Source organism: Streptomyces hygroscopicus subsp. hygroscopicus (assembly GCF_030269125.1).
GTDB classification, from domain to species: Bacteria; Actinomycetota; Actinomycetes; order Streptomycetales; family Streptomycetaceae; genus Streptomyces; species Streptomyces hygroscopicus_C.
In genome coordinates this window covers 238,878-260,173 of record NZ_BSSM01000006.1, presented here as the reverse complement: position 1 = coordinate 260,173, position 21,296 = coordinate 238,878, and the positions used below count along the sequence as shown (strand labels likewise).

The following is a 21,296-nucleotide window of genomic DNA, read 5'->3' as shown; positions in this document are numbered from 1 at the left end:
CCGCCGGATGGGCGCTGTCCTGCCGACGCCTCGGGGACCGTCCCTCACGGCACGGACGGAGCGCCGGGTCCTTTGACGGGGGTGTCGCGCATCCGGCGCGGTTCGGCTTGCCCGGCGTCGGAGGCACGTCGTCCCTCGCCTTGTCGGGCCGGTCGGCGATCCCGGCGCGTGGGGGCGCTCCCCGGACACGCCTCTCGCATCCCGGCGAACGCCGCCGCCCCTCCCTACGCCACGTCGGACCGCCCGTGGCCTGCGGGACCGAGCCGCCGGGAGGCCGACGTCCAGGCCGCCGCCACGGCGTACGTCACCGCGGCAGGGCCGGCACGGCGGGAGGGGCCCGTACCGGCGGGTCGCCGTGGCGCGGGCGCGCCACGGCCGTCGGGGCCGCCGGCGACCGGTCCCGCCACGGCGAGCGGTACCGGCAGGAGCCCGGCGGCCCCGCGAACTCCCGTGTGCCGACGGCGCGGTGGAGACGCCCGGCGCCACGCCAGGCCGGACGCCGCCTGGCGAATGACCGGAACGGCGGCGGCCTACGACGCTCCCACCGGCGAGAGGGCCGACGCCGGGACGGCGCGGGGATCGATCCGCGCCGTGGTCATGCCCCGGCTGCCCCGGCGGTACGGCGGCTGCGGCGCTCGTCTCCCAGGCGGGCGAAGTAGCCGATGAGATCCGGGTCGTCGACCGCGGCGGGGTTGACGACCTGTTCGGCCGGGGCGCCCTGGAGGAGGCGTTTGACGGGGACTTCGAGCTTCTTGCCGGTGCGGGTGTGCGGGATGGCCGGGACTTCGAGTATCTCGTCGGGGACGTGGCGCGGTGAGGCCCCGGTCCGGATCGCCTCCTTGATCCTCGCGCGGAGGGCGTCGTCCAGGGTCACGTCCGCGGCGGGCACCACGAACAGCGGCATCCAGTAGCCGCCGTCGGGTTCCTCCGCGCCGATGACGAGGGCCTCGGCGATCTCGGGGAGGCGCTCGACCACGTCGTGGATGTCGGCGCTGCCCAGGCGGACGCCGTTGCGGTTCAGCGTGCTGTCGGAGCGGCCGTGGACGATCACCGAGCCGTGCCCCGTGACCGTGATCCAGTCCCCGTGCCGCCACACGCCCGGGTAGGAGGAGAAGTACGCGTCGTGGTAGCGGGTGCCGTCGGGGTCGTTCCAGAAATACAGCGGCATCGACGGCATGGGGCGGGTGACGACCAGCTCACCGACCTGGTCCACGGTCGGGCGGCCCTCGCCGTCGTACGCGGCCAGCGCCACGCCCAGGTGCGGTGCCGACAACTCACCCGCCCACGCGGGGGTGTTGGGCGCGCTGCCGGCGAATCCGGACACCACGTCCGTGCCGCCGCTGATGGACGCCAGCAGGACATGGCCGCCGACGTGATCGCGCACCCACGGGTAGGCGGAGGCCGGCAGCGCGGAACCGGTGCAGCCGACCACGCGGACGGACGACAGGTCGTGCACGGACGGGTCGATGCCGGACTTGGCCATGCCCAGCAGGTACTGGGGGCTGGTGCCGAAAACCGTCACCCGGTGGCGGGCGGCCAGCTCCCACAGGACGTCCGGCTTGGCGAAGGGCGCCGGGCTGCCGTCGTACGTGCAGGTCGTGGCACCGGTCAGCAGCGTCGAGGCGACCAGGTTCCACATCATCCAGTGCGTGGTGGTGTACCACAGGAGGCGGTCGCCCGGACCCAGGTCGGAGTGCAGACCGAGGGTCTTGAGGTGCTCCAGCAGCACCCCGCCGTGGCCGTGGACGATGCCCTTGGGCAGGCCGGTGGTGCCGGAGGAGAAGACGATCCACAGGGGGTGGTCGAACGGCACGGCCGTGAAGGCGAGTTCCTCCGTGCGGGTGGCCGCGTCCTCCCACGGGACGAGCAGCGACGGGTACGCCTCCTGCGGCCACGCCAGGCCCATGTGCCCGACCAGCACGGTCGCCTTCAACGTCGGCAGGGCGTGGGCGAGTTCGAGCGTCGCGTCGCGGCGGTCGTGGACGGTGCCGTTGAAGAGGTAGCCGTCGGCGGCGATCAGGACGGTGGGTTCGAGCTGGGCGAACCGGTCGGCGGCGGCCTTGGGGGAGTAGTCCTGCCCGCACACCGACCACACGGCGCCCAGGCTCGCCGTGGCCAGGAACGCGACGATCGCGTGCGGGGTGTTGGGCAGGTAGCCCACGACCCGGTCGCCCTGGCGCACCCCCGACTCGCGCAGGGTCGCGGCCACCGAGGCGACCTGGGCGCGCAGTGCCTTCCCGGTCACCTCGTAGCCGGTGCCGGTCTCGTCGAGGGCGAGGATCGCCGCGTCGTCGTCCGTGAGGTGGCGCAGGGCGTGCTGGGCGTAGTTGAGAGCGGCTCCGGTGAACCAGCGGGCGCCCGGCATGGTCTCCTCGGTCAGGACCCGCTCGTAAGGGGTGTCCGCGTCGATGTCGAAGTACTGCCAGACCGTGCCCCAGAAGCCCTCCAGGTCGGTGACCGACCAGCGGTGCAGGGCGGCGTAGTCGGTGCCGTCCAGCCCGGCGTGGCGGGCGAAGTCCATGATGCGGCTGGAGGCGACGGTCTGCGGATCGGGTGTGTGGAAGGGTTCCGGCGTTGTCATCGGGGGGTGCTCCTCACAAGGCTCTCGGTGACGTTCCGTGGGAAGTGTGGCGCAGTGTGCAGCAGGGGCGCCCAGGTGGCGGTGGCCGTGAAGGTGTGGCCGCCGGACGGGACGACGTCCATCACGACGCGGTCCGGCCGCAGCAGTACGGCGTCCGCCCGCCCTTCGCGCAGCCATGCCGCGAGCCGGCCGTCGTCGCCGAGGCCGTCCGCGAGCACGGTCCGGGCACCGAGCCCGTCGGCGACCGCCTTCAGGGAGGGGGAGGGCGGTAGGGCGGTCACCACGGCGAAGGAGTCGCCGAGCAGGTCGTCGAGGCGGGCGCGGCGTCCATGGGCGGTCACCCACGGCTGCGGGCAGAGGCGGCCGCCGAGTCCGCGGCCGGCCCCGCGGACCGGACGGCGCACCAGTGGCCCGCAGGCCAGGGGGGGAACGAGGTCGCGGGCTGCCGCCGTACTCAGCCCGGGGACGCGGAGGACGGCACCCAGAAGGCCGCGTCGGACAGCGGCGGCGCCGTCCTGGCCGCCGGTCATGGCCCAGCCCATGGCGACCGCGAGCCGTATCATCCGGCGGGCGTGCGGCTTGCGCTCGCCCTCGTACGTGTCCAACAACCGTTCGTCCGCCCCCTGTCGGAGGACGCGAGCGAGCTTCCAGCTCAGGTTGTAGGCGTCGCGCAGCCCCGCGCACAGCCCCTGCCCGATGAACGGCGGGGTGAGGTGGGCCGCGTCGCCGAGGAGGAAGACGCGACCCCGGCGCCAGCGGTCGGCGACCCGCGCCCGGAAGGTGTACCGCGCCTCGCGCAGCACCTCGAAGTCGCCGCCGGGCGCGAGATCCACCCACGGCGCGACCAGCCGCCGGAGCCGCTCGTCGTCCAGCTCCGAGTCGTCCCCCAGCCGGAACTCCCAGCGGTAGCGGTCCTCGCCGACCCGCATGAACGTCGCCGGCCGCAGCGGGTCACAGATCTGTTCCACACCTTCCCAGCAGGAGACCGGCAGGCTCGTGCGCACGTCGACGACCGTCCAGCGTTCCTCGAAGCGCAGGTCCTCCCACACGGCGCCGATGGCGTCGCGGGTGAGGCTGTTGGCACCGTCGCAGCCGAGGACGGCGCGCGTCCGCACCACGTGTTCGCCCTCGCCGTCGCGGTAGGTCACGCGGACCGGACCGTCGCCGTCCTGCTCGACGCCGGTGACCTCCACCCCGCCGCGCAGCTCGCACTCCGGGACGCGGGCCAGGGCGTCGCGCAGCACCCGCTCCAGTCCGGGTTGGTCGAACATGCTGGTCTGCGGGAAGCCGTGGGCCCCCTGCGCGGCGCGCGGGAACTCGGCCATCACCCGGTGCCGGGCGTCCAGCAGCCGCAGCCCCCGCGCGGGACGGGCGATCACGGCGAACTCCTCCTGGACTCCCGCGGCCTGGAGGATACGGCGCACCTCGTCGTCGGCGGCGACGGCGCGCGGCAGGGGGTAGACGTCGTGGTGGCGTTCGAGGACGACGGACCTCACCCCGCGCCGGGCCAGGAGGAGGGCGGCGGTCACGCCCACGGGCCCGGCTCCGACGATCACCACGGGTACGTCCGACGCGTGTTGCTCCACGGTCATGTGCGGCTCGCTTCCGGTCTCAGTGGGCGTCGGCCACGGGCGTGCGCTGCTCGCCCAGGTCGATCCGGCCGTCCGGGGTGGCGATGGCCGCGGTCACCACGTCGCCGTGCCGCAGGTAGCGGGGGTTCTTCGCCTGGCTCTTGAAGAACGCGTTCCACTTCACCGACGGCGGCAGCAGCGCGCCGATCTTCTCGACCGGCTTGGGCGGTGCCTTGAGGGCCGTGCCGCCGGGCGTGCCGGTCAGCAGCAGGTCCCCGGGGCCGAGGGTCTGGAACCGGGCCAGCAGGGACAGCGCCCGCGCCGGACGGACGATCATGTCGGCGAGGGTGCGGTCCTGACGCGGCTCGCCGTTCACCGACAACCGCAGCCGCAGATCGAGGAGATGGGCGAAGTCCCGCGGTTCCAGCAGGGTCAGGTACGGGCCCGTCGGGGTGAAAGTGGGGTACGACTTGCTCTCGTAGAACTGTGTCCTGGTGAGCTGCACGTCACGGGCGCTGACGTCGTTGGTGATCACCAGTCCGGCGATGTACGACGGCAGGTCCCGTTCCTCGACGACGGTGCCGACGGGCAGCGGCGCCCCCATGACCAGACCGAGTTCGATCTCGTAGTCGAGGAACTTCACATGCGGCGGCCGGACGATCCTGTCGTGCGGTCCGCTGACGGACCCGGAGGCCTTGCGGAAGAAGGCGGGCGGGATGTCGCCGGTGAAACCCGAATCGCGTGCGTGACTGCGGTAGTTGACCATCTGCGCCACCACGCGGCAGGGCGTGGTCACCGGGGAGAGGGCCGTCATGTCGGCGACGGGCGTGCCCGTCGCACCCGAGTCGGCGGCCACCTCGACGGCGGCCCGGTCGGCCAGCAGCTCGGCGGTGGTGACGGCCTTGGTGTCGACGGGGACGGCGTGTTCGCCGCGGACGACCCACCAGCCATCGGCGGTGCGGAGGACGTTGGTGCTCATGTCGGTTGCCTTCGGTAGGGGAGGGGGTCGAGGGGTCAGGAGTTGGTGGCCTTCAGCAGGCCCAGCAGGCGCGACGCGTCCATCTCGTTGTCGCCGCGCAGGGCCTGGACGACATCGCGGACACGTTGCGGGGAGGGGCCGGCGCCGAGGAAGTCGCGGGTGGCCGGCGGGCCCCACTGGGCCAGGCCGCTGCTCGACATGGGCGCCCAGCCGGGCTCGACGTCGCAGGAGAACAGGTCGCCGTCGGCGAAGTGCTCCAGCATCAAGTGGTCGGGGTCGCGCCAGTAGTCGAAGAGCTGGCTGCCCTGGATGTGCCGGCCGATGCCCCAGCTGCGCTTGTAGCCGCGCTCCCTGAGGTACTCACCGCCGGCCGCGATCGAGTCCAGGTCGGTGACCTGGTAGGCGGAGTGGACATAGCCGGTGCCGGGTCCCAGATGCATCGCCAGCGTGTGGTGGTCCACGGCCACGCTGCCCTGGTCGCAGCGGATGAAGGCCATCGTCGGGCCCCGGTCGCGCTGCCCGTCGAGGAACAGGAAGTCGGACACGATCATGCCGAGCGTGTCCAGGTACCAGTCCAGGCTCCGGGCGAACACGCGTGTCTCCAGCACCACGTGGCCCAGCCGCTGGATCCGGGACGGCTCGCGCGGTGGCCGTTGCGTGGCGTTGACACGGCGGTGGTCCGTGCCGGAGTTGAGCGGCAGCGGCTGTTGTCCCGGCAGCGCAGGCAACTCCTCGCCGCAGTGCACGACGCGTACCGGGGTCCCCGACGGGTCGAGCAGATCGACCACTCTGCCGCCGCCCGGCACGTCCGCGTCCCGTACGGCCGTGCCGGTGGCCCGCGCCAGCCGGTCCACGTCGGCCCGCTCCGCCGCGCGGAAGGCCGGGCTGATGAAGCGGGACGTCCGGCCGCGCCGGATCACCGCGCAGGGCGAGCCCGCGAAGGTGCCCCGCAGCCACAGCTCCCGCTCCGTGCGGGCGGCGATCCCGAACCCGAAGTCGCGGGCGAACACCTCCGCGCGGTCCAGATCGGGCTTCTCGAACTCCAGCCAGGCCAGATCGGCGACCTTGACGACGGGGTTCCGCGACCGCCCGGGGTGTTCGCCGCGCAAGGCGCCCTGCGCGCTGTGAAGGTCCTGGTGGGCCGTCCTGGCGTCCGTGACGCCGACCGCGTCGACGTGGGTTTCGGACATGGTGTCCTCCAAGCAACATCGCTGTAATGAGGAAATCATCAGCGTTGACACTTGGATCGTCAATGGCCTGACGCAGGGAAGGTGATGATTTCATCAGTCGCTTCGGCTGATTGATTCATCAGAACTGTGACGTGCTGGGTCCCGTTGGTAGACTCCCGCGTATGCCCACGTCAGCCCCGCCCCGCAACCGCTTCGAACGGCGCCGCGCCGAGACCCGGCAGGCACTCGTCCGCGCGGCGCGGCAGATACTCGCCGAGACCGGTGACACCAGTGCCAGCATCCAGGCGATCGCCGAGCGCGCCGATGTCGGCTTCGGCTCCTTCTACAACCACTTCGAGTCGAAGACGGAGCTGTTCGACGCGGCGGTGCGGGACGCCCTCGAAGAACTCGGCCAGGCCTTCGACGAGCACCTGCGGGACGTCGGCGACCCGGCGGAACTCGTCGCGGCCGGCTTCCGCCTCAGCGTTCGCCTGGCCGACTCCCGCCCCGAGCTGATGCAGGTGCTGCGCCACCGCGGCCTCGGCTACGTCCACTCGGACTCGGGTCTGGCCCCGCGCGCCCTGCGCGACCTGGAGGCCGGCATCGCCTCCGGCCGTTTCGCCGTCACCGATCCGACCGCCGCGGTGACCGCTCTGGGGGGATCGCTGCTGGCGCTGGTCGACCTGCGGTTCGCCCGGCCCGAGATCGACGGCGACGAGGCCGCGTCCCACCTGGCCGAGATGCTCCTGCGCATGCTGGGTGTCCCGCCCGAGGACGCCCGCGACGTCGCCCGACGCCCCCTCCCCGACCTCGGCTGACCGGCACTCGGTTCCAGCGGTCGCAGTTCACCGGAGGTCCGGACCGGTCCCGGCCGCCCTTCGCGAAGTGGTTCGTCGACCGACGGCCCAACGCCGCGGCCGACCGCGGCGACCGGCATGTCGAGGCCGGCCACGGTGGCAAGGCGGCTGTCCGTCGAACCGGGGAGCCCGCCGGAGACGCGGGCGCGCTGCCCTGCGCCGATGGTGGGGCAAGGAGCCGGGGCCGGTCTGTCTCGCGGCCTGGGGCCGAGACCGGGTGCGGTCACCTCCTGGGTGGCCGGTGTCCTCTGCCGGGTCCGAGCCCGAAGCCGGTTCGGGCCCGCGCCGCCCGAACCGGCCGAGGCCGTCATGGGGTGCGCCGCCCCCGGCTGGTGCGCTCGCCGTTCCTCCCGGCCGCCGCCCCGGAGGTGTTCCCGGGCCGGTGGCCGCCGGTCCCGGAGGCACCGCACTCGCCTTCGGCTGCCGAGACGCGTGTCCTCGCACTCGCCGACCGGGGCGGTGCGAGTCGCGGACCGGGCGGCCGGCGCCCAACATGGAGAGGACGCATGGCTCCTTCACGTCCGCGGAGGCGAGCCGCGTGGCTCCGCCCGTACGGCACAGGTCCGGCGGCCCGCTGGAGTCGGCCCACCCCCGGAATGAGCCGATCGCCGCCGGGTTCGATCCGTTCTTCGATGGAGAGCCGGTCCACGATTCCGACAGGGGGGCGGGTTCGGAAGACCGCCCCCGCTCCGCGATCGGGCACTCACAGGGCACGACCGGAGGAAAGGATGGCACGGGGTGATGCGACGTCTGCCGGGTTCGGGACAGGGTGTCCGGCCGTCGTGACCGACGTCGGGCCCGGACGGTCGCCGCGCGGTCATCGCAGTGTCCCGCACACCGGTGATCTGTGTATCGAGGCATGGGCGCCGACGCGCGAGGAGTGCATCGCCGAGGCGGCGCGGGGCATGCTCGGCAGCTTCGCCGACGTGCCTCCGGATGTCTCCTGGGTGGCCCGGGAGTGCGCGGTGCCGGCCGACGACGACGGCCGGCTCCTGGCCGCCGTACTCGAGGAGATCATCTACCGCATGGACGCCGCGGACGAACTGCCCGTGGACATCGCGGTGGCACCGGAGCCGGGCGGGGTCGGCGTGATCTTCAAGATGGCCGACAGCTCGACGGCGACGCAGACCGGGGCCGTGCCCAAGGCCGTCGCGCTGCACGGGCTGCGGCTGGCCCCGGACGCGCACGGGTGGTCCTGCCGGGTGACGCTGGACGTGTGAGGCCCGTGGGCCTGCCGGTGACGCTGGACCTGTGAGGCCCGTCCCGGCGCCCGGCACCGGAACAGCTGGCCGAGGAGGCCGAACCGACATGGACATCCGGCTGGTGACGGAAGGGCCCTGGCGGTTCCGTATCGAACCGACCGGCGCCATGCGCGTACCCGGAATCGTCCTGGCCCCACCCGATCTGCTCCCGGACGAGCCGGGTGACCAGGCTCTTCAGCAGGTGGCCAACGTGGCCACGCTGCCGGGCATCGTCCGCGCCTCGTACGCCATGCCCGACATCCACTGGGGATACGGCTTCCCGATCGGCGGCGTGGCCGCGACCGACATCGCCCGCGGTGGGGTCATCTCGCCCGGAGGGGTGGGCTTCGACATCTCCTGCGGGGTGCGCCTGCTCACCGCGCACGTGGACCGCGCCGCCCTGCTGCCGAAGCTGCCCGTGCTGATGGACCGGCTGGACGCGCTGATCCCGCGCGGGCTCGGCCGCGGCGGCCTGTGGTACCTGGCGGACCGGACGCAGCTGCACGAGATCCTGCGCGGCGGCGCCCGCTACGCGGTCGAGCAGGGCCACGGGGTGCCGCGGGACCTGGACCGGTGCGAGGACGGCGGGGCCGTCCGCGACGCCGACGTCACCCAGGTCGGCGAACGCGCGTTGGAGCGCGGCGCCGGGCAGGTCGGCAGCCTGGGGTCGGCCAACCACTTCCTGGAGGTCCAGGCAGTCGACGCCGTCTACGACGAGACGTGCGCACGGGCGTTCGGCCTGCGCCCCGGCCTGGTGTGCGTCATGATCCACTGTGGCTCGCGGGGGCTGGGCCACCAGATCTGCTCCGACCACGTGCGGGCCATGGACGCCGTGATGCGCCGCTACGGCATCGCCGTCCCCGACCCGCAACTCGCCTGCGCGCCTGTCGACTCGCCGGAGGGCCGCGCCTACCTGGGCGCGATGGCCGCTGCCGCGAACTTCGCCCGCGCCAACCGCCAGCTGCTGGCCGATGCCGCCCGCGGTGCCTTCCGCGAGGCCACCGGCACGGGCCTCGACCTGCTCTACGACGTCTCGCACAACCTCGCCAAGCTGGAACGCCACATCGACGGTGGCGCCGCCCGGCCGCTGCTGTGCGTCCACCGCAAGGGCGCCACCCGGGCCCTGCCGCCGGGCCACCCCGACCTGCCGGACACGCTCAGCCCCTTCGGCCAGCCCGTGTTCGTGCCCGGCACGATGGGCACCGCCTCCTACGTCATGACCGGCACCACGGGCAATCGCGCCTTCGACTCGTGCTGCCACGGCGCGGGCCGCGTCTGGAGCCGGCACCGAGCCCACCGCGAGATGTCCTCCGGGCAGCTGCGCCGGGAACTGGCCGGTGCGGGGGTCGCGGTGCGCCCCGCCTCCTGGCGCAGCGTCACCGAGGAGGCACCCGAGGCGTACAAGGACGTCGACGCCGTGGTCCGGGCGAGTGAACACAACGGCCTGGGCCGCCTTGTCGCCCGTCTGGTGCCGCTCGGTGTCCTCAAAGGCTAGGACGGGCCCCTCCCCGTGAGCAGGCGCCGGACGGCAGGGCACCCGAGCCCGTCCCGCGCGGGCCCCGGCGGGCCCTGGGTCGCGGCCAGGTGACGTCGGGAGGGGCCTCGCGGTCGAGCGGGGCCGGCACGGCCGCCCCGACCGTTCCACCCGCGCTGATCACGTCGTCCACCGACGGCCACGGGCCGTTGTGCGACGCCACCCGGCCAGTTCCTCGGCTCGCACAGGCGTGGAGACGGGCCGACCCGCACTCCACCGGCACGGCGTCCAGGGCCGTCGGAGCCCTGTGAGGCGCCTCCGCCACGACACGAACGCCCCTCGTGATCCCCGTGATCCTCGCGAACCGACCGGGCCGGACCGGGATCAGCCGGCGCGGGTTCCGACCGGCCACCGGCAGAACGCCCCGCCGCGGATCCCCCTGCCCTGCGTCACGGTGCGCCCCGGGGCACGGGTGACCGGGCGTTCCCCGTACCGGCGAAGTACCGGCGAAGCGGCGGGGTCATCCGCGCGGGACGACCGCCACCGGGCACCGCGCGTGCCAAGGCCCCCGGCCGAAGGGTGCGATCGGTGCCTCACCGTCCCCGGCCGGGATTCATCAGCCAGGTCACCGTACGGCTGACGTCCGACAGCGACAGGATGCCGACGAGTCCGCCCTCGTCCATCACCAGGACACGATGCTCGGCGCCGGGCTCCATGCGGGGCAGCAGGTCCGCGAGTGAGTCGTCCGGACCCGCGACGGTGGTCCGCGACAGCGGCACCATCACCTCGCCCACCGTCACCGTCCCCCGCTTCCCCACCGTCACCTGCCTGGCGCCGTCCAGCGTCACCAGCCCGGCCGTCGCCCCGTCCGCGCCGGTCACCGGGAACGCCGAGTGCCGGTAGCGGTACCGCGGGTCGGCCAGCATGTCCGCGACCGGTAGGACCGCGGGCACCGTGAGCGGGTCCCTCGTCATGGCGTCCCGCACGGGGACACCGGCGAGCACGCCGCGCAGCTGCGCCTGCCGTCCCTCGGCGGTGGCGGCCGCGATGAGGAACCAGCCGATCAGGGCCAGCCAGAGCCCGCCGAACCCGCCGCCCCTCAGGAACATCACCAGCCCCAGCGCGATGACCAGCCAGCCCAGGCCGCGTCCGGCCGCGGTGGCCCCGGCGGTCGCCCGCAGCCGGTCTCCCGTACGCCACCACAGGAAGGCCCGCAACAGCCGCCCGCCGTCGAGCGGGGCGGCGGGAAGGGCGTTGAAGACGGCGAGCAGGAGGTTGATGCCCGCGAGCCAGGCCGTCACCTCGACCAGGAGCCTCGGGGCGGACGCCAGGGCGAGCAGCCAGGTGCCCAGGAGGAAGAGCCCGCCCAGCAGGAGGCTGACCAAGGGGCCGACACCCGCGATCCGCAGCTCCGCCGCAGGGCTCGACGCCTCCGACTTCAGCCGGGCCACCCCACCCAGCAACCACAGCACGATGTCGTCCACGGCCACCCCGTTGTGCCGCGCCACCACCGCGTGCGCCAGTTCGTGGGCGAGCAGGGAGGCGAAGAAGACCACGGCGGCCCCCAGGCCCGCCACCCAGTACAGCACCGGGGAATGGCCCGGATACACCTGGGGGAGACGGCCCTGCGCGAGGCCGAAGGCGACGACGCCGAAGATGAACAGCACGCTCCAGTGGACCCCGATCCGGACCCCCGCGATCCGCCCCAGCGTAAAGGTCGCACGCACAGCGTCTCCCCTGTTCGAAGTCGCCCCGGGGCGGTCCGGCGGCCACTCCCCGGCCGACGCCGGGGTGCCGGCACCGCCGTCCCGGGGTCTCGTGTGAGTGATGCAGATCCGCGGACGGGCCCTCCGAGTGAAAAGGGAGGAAACGTCACCCTTCGCTCCATCCATCCTCGCCCAGGAAGGCCCGGCCCGACCCCCTGCACCGGCCCGGAGCGGCGTCACCGCGGCAGCGGGGCGAGGGCGCCGGGACGAGGTCCGCGGCAGCCGCGCGCGGCGGACCTCGTGCACGCGTCACGTCGGGGAGGAACTGCCGGCGGGGAAGCGAGTCCTGGTGGAGCCGTTCGACAGCCGCCCGAGCGACCCGCGGCATAAGATGATCACGGTGCTCGCCGCTGAGACGGGGACGAGGGCCGCTCCTGGTCGTCGCCACACGGGGGTGGTGTCATGCTCAGTCGCATCGCAGGTGCCGTGGTGCCCGTCTTCTGCCGTCTGAACGTCACCACGGACGCGGGTGCCGCGCCGAGCGCGGGCAGCATCATCATCGCCAACCACACCTCCCTCAGCGATCCCGTGGCCGTCCTCGCCGCGTTGCGCCGCCTCGGCACCGAACCCGTCGTCCTGGCGGCCGCGGGGCTGTGGCGCGTCCCGGTGCTCGGCCGAGCCCTCACTCGGGAGGGACACATCCCCGTTCACCGGCACGACCCGCGGGCCGCGCAGGCACTCCAGAGTGCTCGGGCCGCGCTGGCTGCGGGCCGGTCCGTCCTGCTCTACCCGGAAGGCGGCCTCCCGCACCGCCGCGGCGTCCGCGAGGCTCCGCCCCGCCCCTTCCACCCGGGCGTGTTCCGGCTCGCGCGCGCGAGCGGCGCCCAGGTCGTGCCCCTGGGGCAGGCGGGAGCTCGGGCCCTCGCATCGGGCGGCTCCGTCGAGCAGGTGGCCAGGGTGCTCACGGCTCCGCTGCGCCGGCCGAGGCTGTATGTGCATGTCGGCGCGCCCCTGCGTCTCGACGGGGAACAGGAGCAGACGCGGGCGCTCTGCCTGGCGCGCAGTGCGCTGACCCGGGCCTGGCTCACCGCGGCCGGACGACTTGGCACGCCGACGCTCCCCGGCGCGTCCTGAGCCTCGGGCGCACCGGCCGGGCAAGGAATCCCGGTGAGAGCGACCACTTGGCGCGGGCCGCCGGTCACCCCCTCGACCGGGACCGCGCGATCCGCGGACCCTTGCCGGGATCGCCACCGAACCCGCAACCCCGTGCCTCGCTCGGCGAAAGACAGCCGACGCTGTGCCGACTCGCGGCGCACAGCGGGGAGGGACGGGTGGCTCTTCGCCGAGACCGTTGACTCCGCGCACGCGGATTGGTTGAGTGGCTCATCCACTGAGCCACTGGAGGACGACGTGGAGACACTGCCCCGCGAGACCATCGTCGACGTCCTGGAGAACCGCCTGCGTGAGGACATCCTCACCGGGCGGCACCCCGCGGGCAGTTACCTGCCGCCCGAGCGCACGCTCGCCGACGGGTACGGCGTCACTCGCACCACCCTCAAGCACGCCTTCGGCCGTCTGATACAGGCCGGACTGCTGGAGACCCGGCACGGCGTCGGCACCCGCGTGCGGGACTATCTGCGCCTGGGCGGCGCCGACTTGCTCCCCGTGCTCGTGCGGCACAGCCCGGACTGGATCGGTGAGGTCTTCGAAGTGCGGGGCAGCGTCGGCGCGTTGATCGCCGAGCGCGCCGCGGTCCGGGCGACCGACCGGCAGCGGGCCGAACTGCGCGAACGTCTGGCGGCGGTGGGGGACGCGGCGGACCCCGATGCCGTACAGCTCGCGGACGTCGAGGTCCACAAGGCTCTCGCCCGAGCCACCGGTAACCGCGTCTACGTCCTGCTGACCAACACGCTCTTCAACGCCTATCTGCCGATGCGCGCCGCGTTCAGGGACCCGTTCACGGACGCGGAGGTGGCCCGCGGGCGCCTGGAGCCCGTGGTGGAGGCGGTGGCGGCCGGCGACGGGGCGGGGGCCCGGCGGGCGGCCGAGCGGTATCTGGCGGAGACCGAGCAGATCATGCTGGAGGGTCTCGCATGAGCGCGGCGAGGACCGCACGCACGGCCACGCGCACCGGCGCGCCCGCTCGCGGTACCACGTTCCGGGAGACGATGCTCGGCACGCTGCGACTCGACGACGAGGACCGCACCCGCCGGGTCCGCCTCGACCTGACGGTCTGCGCCGACCGCGTCCTGCGGCTCCTCGGGACGACCGAGGCGCGCGCCACCGGCCGGATACGCGTCGCGGACATGGTCGACGACCCCTGCGCCGAGGGCGAGTTGGAGATCTCACCGCTCGCGCGCCGCCGCATCCGCTACCGCATCACCTTCACCGCCGACGGCCGCAGGTTCGCTCTCGACGGCTGGAAGTCCGTCACCCCGCGCAGACCCGTGGCCTCGATGACCGTGCTGACGTACACGCTCCACGAGGACGGTGCACGGATCGGCGCCGGCACCCTTCTCTTCCCCCTCGGCACAGGACTCCTCCCCTTCCTGGCCAGTTTCCGCTTCCCGAGGCGGGAGGATCCCGGTGCGTTCCTCGTGCCCCGCTGGCACGGCGAGCCGGGCCGTACCGAGGTCTGGTACACCACCCTCACCGACCCGGCCACCGGCACCGGGCTGTGGCTGCACCACGAACTGACCGCTCCGGCCGACGGATCCGAGCCGTACGCGCACGGCTGGGCCGCGGTGTTCCCCCCGGACGGCCCCGTGCGGCACGCCCGGTTCGGCCCGACCCCGTGGGCGCCCGGGGAGTCCGGCTTCAGCGCGGACGGGGTCGCGGTCCGGCCCGGACTCCTCTCCGGAGCGGCCGGGGGCGGCACCCTGAGCTGGCGGCTCGCCGAACGGCCCGTCGCCGAGCCGCTGTTCACCTTCCCCCGCTGGTCGTGGCGTCGGCCCCTGCTGCCCGCCGCCCAGATGCTCCCCGCGGCTCGGGCCCTGTACGACGGCACGTTCACCCACGACGACACGACGCTCACGCTCACCGCCGCCCCGGGGGCGTCCGCCCGGATCTACGGTCACGGAAACGCCCGACGCTGGGCCTGGCTGCACGCCGATCTCGGCGGCGGAGACGTCCTGGAGATCGTCGCCGCCGTTTCGACGCGGCCGGGCCTGCGCGGACTTCCCCCCTTGGTCTTCCTCCGGCTGTGCCGTCAAGGGCGCGGCTGGCCGCGCCGTCCCGAACGGTCGGCGGCCGGATGGGCCGGAGCGGGGCGCTTTCGTGCCGACATCGCCCTGCCCACGTGGACGGTCACCGGCCGCACCGGCCTGCGTCGGATCCGGGTCGAGGTCACCCAGCCCGCGGACCGCACCCTCACCCTCGACTACACCGATCCCGACGGTGGCCACGCGACGTGCCGCAACAGCGAACGCGCCGACGCGCACATCCGCTGGGAGCGGTGGTGGTTCGGGGGCTGGCGCACCGAGGCCGAATGGACCTTGGAGGGCACGGCCCACGCGGAGGTGGGCACACGATGAGTCTCACCGGCCTCGTGGCCGCCCTCATCGCCGACGACGGGACCACCGACTGGCCCCGCCGCGTCCCCGCCAGACTGGAGAGCGTCCTCACCACGATGCCCCGCGCCGCGCGGGTCGGCGTACGGGCGGCGGCGCGCGGCGTCGACGCGTACGCCCTGACGCGTACCGGACGCACCCTGGGCGCGCTCACCGTGTCCGAGCGGGAGTCCGTACTGAACGAACTGGCCGCACGGCCCGCACTCCTTCCGCTCCTGGACGTACTCAAGGTGCCCGTCCTGCTGGCGGCCGGCACGGAGCTGATGATCGAGGGCGGCCCCGCACGGCGCGGCTTCACGCGCCCGGACCCGCCGCTCGACCTGACACCCGCGCACGCCTGGCCCGCTCGGTCCACCGCCGACGCCGTGGTCATCGGCTCCGGCGCGGGCGGGGCGACGGCCGCGCGGGTCCTGGGCAGGGCCGGGCTCGACGTCGTCGTCCTCGAAGAAGGCCGGCACCACCCCACCGAGTCGTTCGGGCGACGCACGCCCCTGGACCGGTTCACCGAGCTGTACCGGGACGGCGGAGCGACCGTCGCCGTCGGCAGTCCGCCGCTGCTGCTGCCGACGGGGCGAGCCGTGGGCGGCACCACGGTCGTCAACTCCGGCACCTGCTACCGGACTCCGGACCATGTCCTGTCCCGCTGGAGCAAGGACTTCGGATTCGCACCCGCCGACGGTTTCGACCCGTACCTGGACGAGGCGGAACGCACCCTGCGGGTGGCCACCCAGCCCCTCGACGTCCTCGGCGAGAACGGTCGTATCGCCCTCAAGGGCGCGCGTGAGCTCGGCTGGCGGGCCGCGCCCCTGCGCCGCAACGCGCCCGGCTGCCAGGGCTCTTGCCAGTGCGTGGTGGGCTGTCCGACGGGCGCCAAACAGAGCGTGCAGCTCTCGGTGCTGCCCGACGCCTGTGCCGCGGGCGCCCGCATCGTCACCGGAGCGCGGGTCGAGCGCGTCCTCGTCGACACGGACGGGCCCGGAGGGCCGCGTGTGTCAGGGGTGCGTGCCGGCCGGGGGAGTGGCGGGTTCGAGATCCTCGCACCCCTGGTCGTCGTCGCGGCGGGTGCGTTGCAGTCCCCGCCGCTCCTGCGTCGCTCCGGCCTCGGCCGGCACCCTCGCCTCGGCCGCAATCTCAGCGTCCACCCGGCCACGAGCGTCGCCGGACGCTTCGCCGAGCCGGTCACCGCCTGGCAGGGCGTGCTGCAGAGCGTCGGAGTGGAAGAGCACCACGCGCACGGCATCCTGGTCGAGGCGACCGCCACCCCGCCCGGCATGGGTTCCTTCATCCTCCCGGGCGTGGGCAGCGAGCTGCGCCGCGAGCTGGAGAGCGCGGGCCACCTCGCCACGCTCGGCGCGATGATCGCCGACCGCCCCTCCGGACGCGTCCTCGGCCGTGACCGCACGCTGCTGCGCTACGACCTGGACCACCGCGACGCGGGCCGGCTGATGCGGGCCGTGCGCGCCATGGGCGAGCTGCTGTTCGCCGCGGGAGCCGAGGAAGTACTCACCGGCATCCCCACCACGCCCCGCGTACGCGGCCTCGCGGAACTCGACGCGGTCCTCGCCGGCACAAGCGCGCGCCGGCTTCACCTGTCGGCCTACCATCCCACCGGCACGATCGCCGCGGGCGCCGACCCGCAGCGCTTCCCGGCCGATCCATGGGGCCGGCTCCGCGGGGTGCACGGCGTGCTGATCGCGGATGCCTCGGTGCTGCCCAGCTGCCCTCAGGTGAATCCCCAGCTGAGCATCATGGCGGCGGCGCTGGCGCTCGCGGAGGCGGCTGTCCGCGCATGAGAACCGGCAGGACCCGGGGCACCGGCAGGGGCGGTGACGTGCCCGCTCATGCGCGAACCGCCGGCCGGGCGGGGACAACGGGTCGTCGCCGGTCGTCCCGCGGGCCGGCGAAGGCGGGCTGCTCCGGTGGCACGGCGCCATTACCCGAGCGGTAATCGCGGGGCCGGGCAGGGCGCGGCATGGTGAGGACAGCGGGTTCCGGGCCGACGCGCTTCGGCCCGGAACCCGCTCCGACTGACCTGGATGCCAGGCCCTTTCACGAACAGGAGTCCCACCATGTCGAACTACGCCGCTGCCGTCGCCCGCTACTTCGAGGCGTGGAACGCCACCGACGCCGAGGCGCTCGCCAAGGCGGTCGCCGCGGCGTGGTCCGGGGACGGTACGTACACCGACCCGCTGGCCGACGCGCGCGGCCACGAGCAGATCGCCGCGGTCATCCAGGCCGTGCACGAGCAGTTTCCGGGCTTCGAGTTCAGGCAGACCGGTGACGTGGACGGCAACCATCACATCGCCCGCTTCCGCTGGGAGCTGGTGTCCCCCGCCGACGGCTCCGCGCCCGTCGCGGGCTCCGACGTGATCACGCTGGCCGAGGACGGCCGGATCGTCTCCGTCCTCGGTTTTCTCGACCGGCTCCCTCAGGCGTGATCCGTTGCCGGGCCGTGGCACCTGGAGCGAGCGGTGACGGGTGCTTGCCACGGGGCCGTGAGCGGTGGGGTGACTCCTGATCGATGCGACGGGGTCACCGGCCCCGGCCTCGATCGGGGGAGAGCCGGACCCGTCTGCCGTCAGTCGATCAGGACGCCCGGGTTGAGGATGCGGTGGGGGTCGAGGGCGTTCTTGGCGGCGCGCAGCGCGAGGGCGAAGGGCTCCGGGCGTTGGAGGTCGTAGCCGGGGCGGTGGTCGCGGCCCACGGCGTGGTGGTGGGTGATGGTTGCCCGGTGACGGTGGAGGACATCGCTCGCGGCGGCTTTGATGTCGTCCCAGATCTCGACCTCGACGCCGGGGCGGCCGGCGACGGCCACGGTGAAGTAGGGGGCGGCCCCGTCGGGGTAGACGTGGGTGAGGCGGCAGTTGACGGTGGCCGGGTGCCCTGTGGCCTTCAGCGCGGCGGCGCCGACCTCGCCGCGGACGGCGTCGACCAAGGCGGGAATCCTGTCCCAGGTGGCGGCGGTCTCGAAGGTCTCGACGACGGCACCCATCCGGGCGAGACCGTCGCGCAGATAGGGCATGCGCAGGAACGTCGAACGCCAGGCGCTCACGGCCGCGTCGGCCGGGGCGTCGCGGCCCGGCGTCGGCGCCTTGCCGCGGCCGCCGTGGGCGCGGGCCAGGTCCAGGGCGTCGGTGAGGCGGCCGTCGACGCGGGTGGTGGCGGACTCGAAGCCCAGGACCAGGACGGCGGAGCCGTCGTGCGAGGCGCCGGACAGGAGCGCCTCGCCGGGATCGAGCAGGCGGCAGTTGGCCGGGGCGAGGTCGGACCGCGCGATGGCACGGACCGCGTCCAGCGCATGGTGGAAGTCGGCGAAGGCCACGGACGCCGAGGCCTTGTACCGCGGACGCTCCTGCAGACGCATCCATGCCTCGGTGATGACTCCGAGCGCGCCTTCGGAGCCGAGGAACAGCCGGTCGGGGGAGGGACCCGCGCCCGACGCGGGCAGGCGCCAGGAGGTGCCGGTGCCGGCGGGCGTGACCACGCGCAGGGACTGCACGAAGTCGTCGATGCGGGTGTGGCCGGTGGCGTAGTGGCCCCCGGCCCGCGTGGCCAGCCAGCCGCCGAGGGTGGAGAACTCGAAGCTCTGGGGGAAGTGGCGCAGGGTGAGGCCGCGCGGTCGCAACTGGTCCTCCAGCACGGGACCGAGCGCGCCGGCCTGGATGCGGGCCGAGCGGCTCGCGGTGTCCACCTCCAGGACCCGGTTCATCGAGGTCAGGTCGAGCGACATGACGGCGCGGTGGGTGTCGCCGCGGTACTCCACGCCGCCGACGACCGAGGAGCCACCGCCGAAGGGGATGACGGCCACGCCGTGCTCGCCGGCCCAGTCCAGCAGGTCGGCCACCTGCTGGTTGTCGGTCGGCCGGGCGACCAGGTCGGGGATCCGGCCGGGCCGGCCGCGCAGGGCCCGGACGACGTCGCGGTAGGCCTTGCCCATGGCGTGGGCGGCGCGCGCTTCGGGCGCGGCGGTGACCAGGTGCGCCAGTGCGGGCGGGGGTGTCGCGGCCGGGCGGCCGATGGACAGGTCGGTGACCCGGGGGATCGGCAGCGGGCGGGCCCGCGCGCCCGGCAGCAGGGCGCCCATGGCGGTGCATTCGGCGTCGCCGGGGTGGGCGTCGGTATAGCCCCAGCCCCACCAGGAGCGGGCACGGGCAGCGCCGGAGTGGGAGGGGATGGCGGGCATGAGGGTGCTCCCAGCGAGGTCCAGGTAATTTACCCAACGGAAAATTACCCTAGGGTAATATCCAGTTCATGACAACGCTTCGCTCCAGGGCCGGGACCAAGGGCGTGCCCAGGGCCGCGCGCGAACGACAGGTCCTGGCCGCGGCCACCGAGGAGTTCGGCCGCCGTGGATACGAGGCCACCACCATGGCCGCCGTCGCCACCCGCGTGGGCGTCACCAAACCCCTGCTGCACCATTACTTCGGCAGCAAGCAAGACCTCTACCTCGCCTGCCTGAACCCGATCGGCGACCGACTGCTGGACGCCATCCGCACCGCGATGGCCGCACCCGCCGACGGCGCACCGCCCACCCCCCTGCGCGTGCTCGACGCCCTGTTCACCGCTCTGGACGGGCAGCGCGAGGCGTGGTTCGTCCTCTACGACGCCACGCTGCCGCCCGACAGTGACGCCGCCCGGCGCGCGGCCCACTACCGGGGCGCCATCGACGACCTCGCCGCGACCGGCGCCGCCGACCTTCTGCGGGCGGCCGGACCCGGCGACCCGTTCGACGCCGACGCCCTCACGTACGCCTGGCGCGGCCTGTGCACCGCGCTGGTCCGCTGGTGGGTCAGCCACCCCGAGCAGTCGCCCGAAGCCATGACGCGACGCTGCGCACGGCTCTTCGAGGCCGGCCGCACCGCCCTCTCCGCCGGCGACGGAAACACCTGAGGGTGCCCGTCGGACGGGCGCGCTGGCCGATCGTCGCCTTCCTCCAGTGCCCCGCCGACACCAGGGTCCCGATGAACCTCGGGTGCCTTCGACTACGGGGCTGTATGGGGCGCCTGGGCCGGCCGACCCAGCGCGTTCGAGGCTCCGGGCCGCTGAGGCTCCGGCCGCGCCGCGTTCGGTGGTGCTCGTCATCGACACCCCGAGGACGTACGCGCCGCCGCCGTCCTTGACCGCCCCGGCGCGCCCCCCGGCCACCGGGGAGATCCCGGCCCCCGCGACCGGCCACCGCCGACTCCTGGACCGGGTCGGCCGCCGCGCACCGCTCTGCGGGCCGGGGTGGAGCGCACCGGCTCCCACGGTGCCGGTGCGGCCCGCCACCTCGTGAGCCGGCGGGCGGCGGTGGTCGGGGTCGGCCGGCCCGGCCGATCCACCCGGCGCCGCCGCGGCGGGACCGGCGCCGTCGACACCGAGGCCGCCGTCCGCGCCGCGTCCCGTGTCCGTGATGACCACGCGGCCTCCGCCTGCGGAGCCATGGCGGGGCCGACGGGTCACGCGATCGAGGGAGCTTCCGGGGTGATCCCCAGCAGGCCGAGGTACATCGTGACGAGGTGGGAGACGATCTCGTCGCGATCCGCCGGATCGTTGGCGACGGCCGGGGCGAATGCGGCGATCATGCCGCCGGAGGCCGTGGCGACGACCTCCGGCGGGGCGACGGGCGCCGCGAGGCCCGCCGCGGTCGCCTGTTCGATGTAGCGGACGGTGCGGCGGCGGGGGTGCGAGTGGATCGCCTCCCACAGGGCGTACATGTCCGGGTCGGTGATCGCCTGGTGCTGGAGAACGGTGATGAAGGCGAGGTGCTCGACGTAGGCGTCGAGGTAGGCGGAGACCGTCGCCCTCGCGACCGCGTGGGGATCGCCGGCGTCGAGGCCGGTCAACTCCTGGGCGTTGAGGAAACCGTCGCGGACCTCGGCGGCCAGGACGGCGAAGACGTCCTCCTTGGAGGCGAAGTAGACGTAGAAGGTCGCGCGGCTCACCTCGGCCGCCGCGGTGATGTCCGCGACGGTGGTGCGGGCGTAGCCGCGCCTCTCGAAGACGGAGCGGGCGGCACGCAGCAGGCGGGCGCGAGTGACGCTGTTCTCCCGGTCGAGCTTTTCGCGGGTGCTCCATGCCTTCTTGGTGGTCGCCATGGCCCCCAGATTATTGGCTCTCCCAACCATTGACGTTGACGCCAATGTCAACGCAGACTCGCTCCAGCCACG

General features: G+C 73.9%; 16 protein-coding genes. 9 read left to right on the top strand and 7 right to left on the bottom strand.

The genetic code is table 11. The features are described from left to right. Nucleotides 1-595: 595 nt before the first annotated feature. Genes QSK45_RS16420 through QSK45_RS16405 form a run of 4 tightly spaced genes read right to left on the bottom strand, consistent with a single transcriptional unit; the run spans nucleotide 596 to nucleotide 6,321 of the window. Nucleotides 596-2,581 (bottom strand): acetoacetate--CoA ligase, encoded by a 1,986-nt coding sequence (locus QSK45_RS16420; RefSeq protein WP_285557480.1) that lies wholly within the window; start codon nucleotides 2,579-2,581, stop codon nucleotides 596-598. Then, the gene (gene mhpA, locus QSK45_RS16415) at nucleotides 2,578-4,173 is read right to left on the bottom strand and encodes a bifunctional 3-(3-hydroxy-phenyl)propionate/3-hydroxycinnamic acid hydroxylase MhpA (protein ID WP_285557478.1); all 1,596 of its coding nucleotides are present in this window, start codon (nucleotides 4,171-4,173) and stop codon (nucleotides 2,578-2,580) included. The genes QSK45_RS16420 and mhpA overlap by 4 nt, the downstream gene beginning before the upstream one ends. Nucleotides 4,174-4,192: 19 nt before the next feature. Next, nucleotides 4,193-5,131: a fumarylacetoacetate hydrolase family protein gene (locus tag QSK45_RS16410; RefSeq protein ID WP_285557477.1), complete on the bottom strand. Its 939-nt coding sequence runs from the start codon at nucleotides 5,129-5,131 to the stop codon at nucleotides 4,193-4,195. A 35-nt stretch (nucleotides 5,132-5,166) separates the two neighbouring features. Next, the gene (locus QSK45_RS16405; protein WP_285557475.1) at nucleotides 5,167-6,321 is read right to left on the bottom strand and encodes a VOC family protein; all 1,155 of its coding nucleotides are present in this window, start codon (nucleotides 6,319-6,321) and stop codon (nucleotides 5,167-5,169) included. 161 nt (nucleotides 6,322-6,482) lie between these two features. Here QSK45_RS16405 and QSK45_RS16400 point away from each other — a divergent pair, with 161 nt between their 5' ends. The 3 genes from QSK45_RS16400 to QSK45_RS16390 all read left to right on the top strand — a co-directional run bounded on the left by QSK45_RS16400 (nucleotide 6,483) and on the right by QSK45_RS16390 (nucleotide 9,893). Then, nucleotides 6,483-7,118, top strand: a complete 636-nt coding sequence (locus QSK45_RS16400) for a TetR/AcrR family transcriptional regulator (RefSeq protein WP_285557474.1) — start codon at nucleotides 6,483-6,485, stop codon at nucleotides 7,116-7,118. A gap of 821 nt (nucleotides 7,119-7,939) precedes the next feature. Further along, entirely contained in the window at nucleotides 7,940-8,377 is a 438-nt protein-coding gene (locus QSK45_RS16395; protein ID WP_285557472.1) for an archease, read from the top strand. Nucleotides 8,378-8,465: 88 nt separating this feature from the next. Beyond that, nucleotides 8,466-9,893, top strand: a complete 1,428-nt coding sequence (locus QSK45_RS16390) for an RtcB family protein (protein WP_285557470.1) — start codon at nucleotides 8,466-8,468, stop codon at nucleotides 9,891-9,893. Nucleotides 9,894-10,465: 572 nt separating this feature from the next. Here the strand turns inward: QSK45_RS16390 and QSK45_RS16385 are convergent. Beyond that, on the bottom strand, nucleotides 10,466-11,599 hold the full coding sequence (locus QSK45_RS16385; RefSeq protein WP_285557468.1) for a site-2 protease family protein: 1,134 nt from the start codon (nucleotides 11,597-11,599) through the stop codon (nucleotides 10,466-10,468). A 441-nt stretch (nucleotides 11,600-12,040) separates the two neighbouring features. Between QSK45_RS16385 and QSK45_RS16380 the strand changes: the two genes are divergently transcribed. From QSK45_RS16380 to QSK45_RS16360, 5 genes are all read left to right on the top strand, one after another. Then, nucleotides 12,041-12,712, top strand: a complete 672-nt coding sequence (locus tag QSK45_RS16380) for a lysophospholipid acyltransferase family protein (RefSeq protein WP_285557466.1) — start codon at nucleotides 12,041-12,043, stop codon at nucleotides 12,710-12,712. A gap of 276 nt (nucleotides 12,713-12,988) precedes the next feature. Next, complete coding sequence (locus QSK45_RS16375) at nucleotides 12,989-13,675, top strand: FadR/GntR family transcriptional regulator (protein WP_285557464.1); 687 nt, start codon at nucleotides 12,989-12,991, stop codon at nucleotides 13,673-13,675. Then, a complete protein-coding gene (locus tag QSK45_RS16370; RefSeq protein WP_285557461.1) occupies nucleotides 13,672-15,111 on the top strand; it encodes a tocopherol cyclase family protein in 1,440 nt (479 codons plus the stop codon). The genes QSK45_RS16375 and QSK45_RS16370 overlap by 4 nt, the downstream gene beginning before the upstream one ends. Next, complete coding sequence (locus tag QSK45_RS16365; RefSeq protein ID WP_285557460.1) at nucleotides 15,108-16,940, top strand: GMC family oxidoreductase; 1,833 nt, start codon at nucleotides 15,108-15,110, stop codon at nucleotides 16,938-16,940. Before QSK45_RS16370 ends, QSK45_RS16365 begins: the two co-directional genes overlap by 4 nt. 276 nt (nucleotides 16,941-17,216) lie before the next feature. Then, the gene (locus QSK45_RS16360; protein WP_285557459.1) at nucleotides 17,217-17,585 is read left to right on the top strand and encodes a nuclear transport factor 2 family protein; all 369 of its coding nucleotides are present in this window, start codon (nucleotides 17,217-17,219) and stop codon (nucleotides 17,583-17,585) included. A 140-nt stretch (nucleotides 17,586-17,725) separates the two neighbouring features. Here the strand turns inward: QSK45_RS16360 and QSK45_RS16355 are convergent, their stop codons facing one another. Further along, entirely contained in the window at nucleotides 17,726-19,330 is a 1,605-nt protein-coding gene (locus QSK45_RS16355) for an FAD-binding oxidoreductase (protein WP_285557458.1), read from the bottom strand. 68 nt (nucleotides 19,331-19,398) lie between these two features. Here QSK45_RS16355 and QSK45_RS16350 point away from each other — a divergent pair, with 68 nt between their 5' ends. Beyond that, on the top strand, nucleotides 19,399-20,037 hold the full coding sequence (locus tag QSK45_RS16350) for a TetR/AcrR family transcriptional regulator (RefSeq protein WP_285557457.1): 639 nt from the start codon (nucleotides 19,399-19,401) through the stop codon (nucleotides 20,035-20,037). Nucleotides 20,038-20,585: 548 nt separating this feature from the next. On the opposite strand, the gene QSK45_RS16345 is transcribed toward QSK45_RS16350, so the two are convergent. Beyond that, nucleotides 20,586-21,224, bottom strand: coding sequence for a TetR/AcrR family transcriptional regulator (locus tag QSK45_RS16345; RefSeq protein ID WP_285557455.1), 639 nt, complete (start codon nucleotides 21,222-21,224; stop codon nucleotides 20,586-20,588). Between the last annotated feature and the right edge of the window lie 72 nt (nucleotides 21,225-21,296).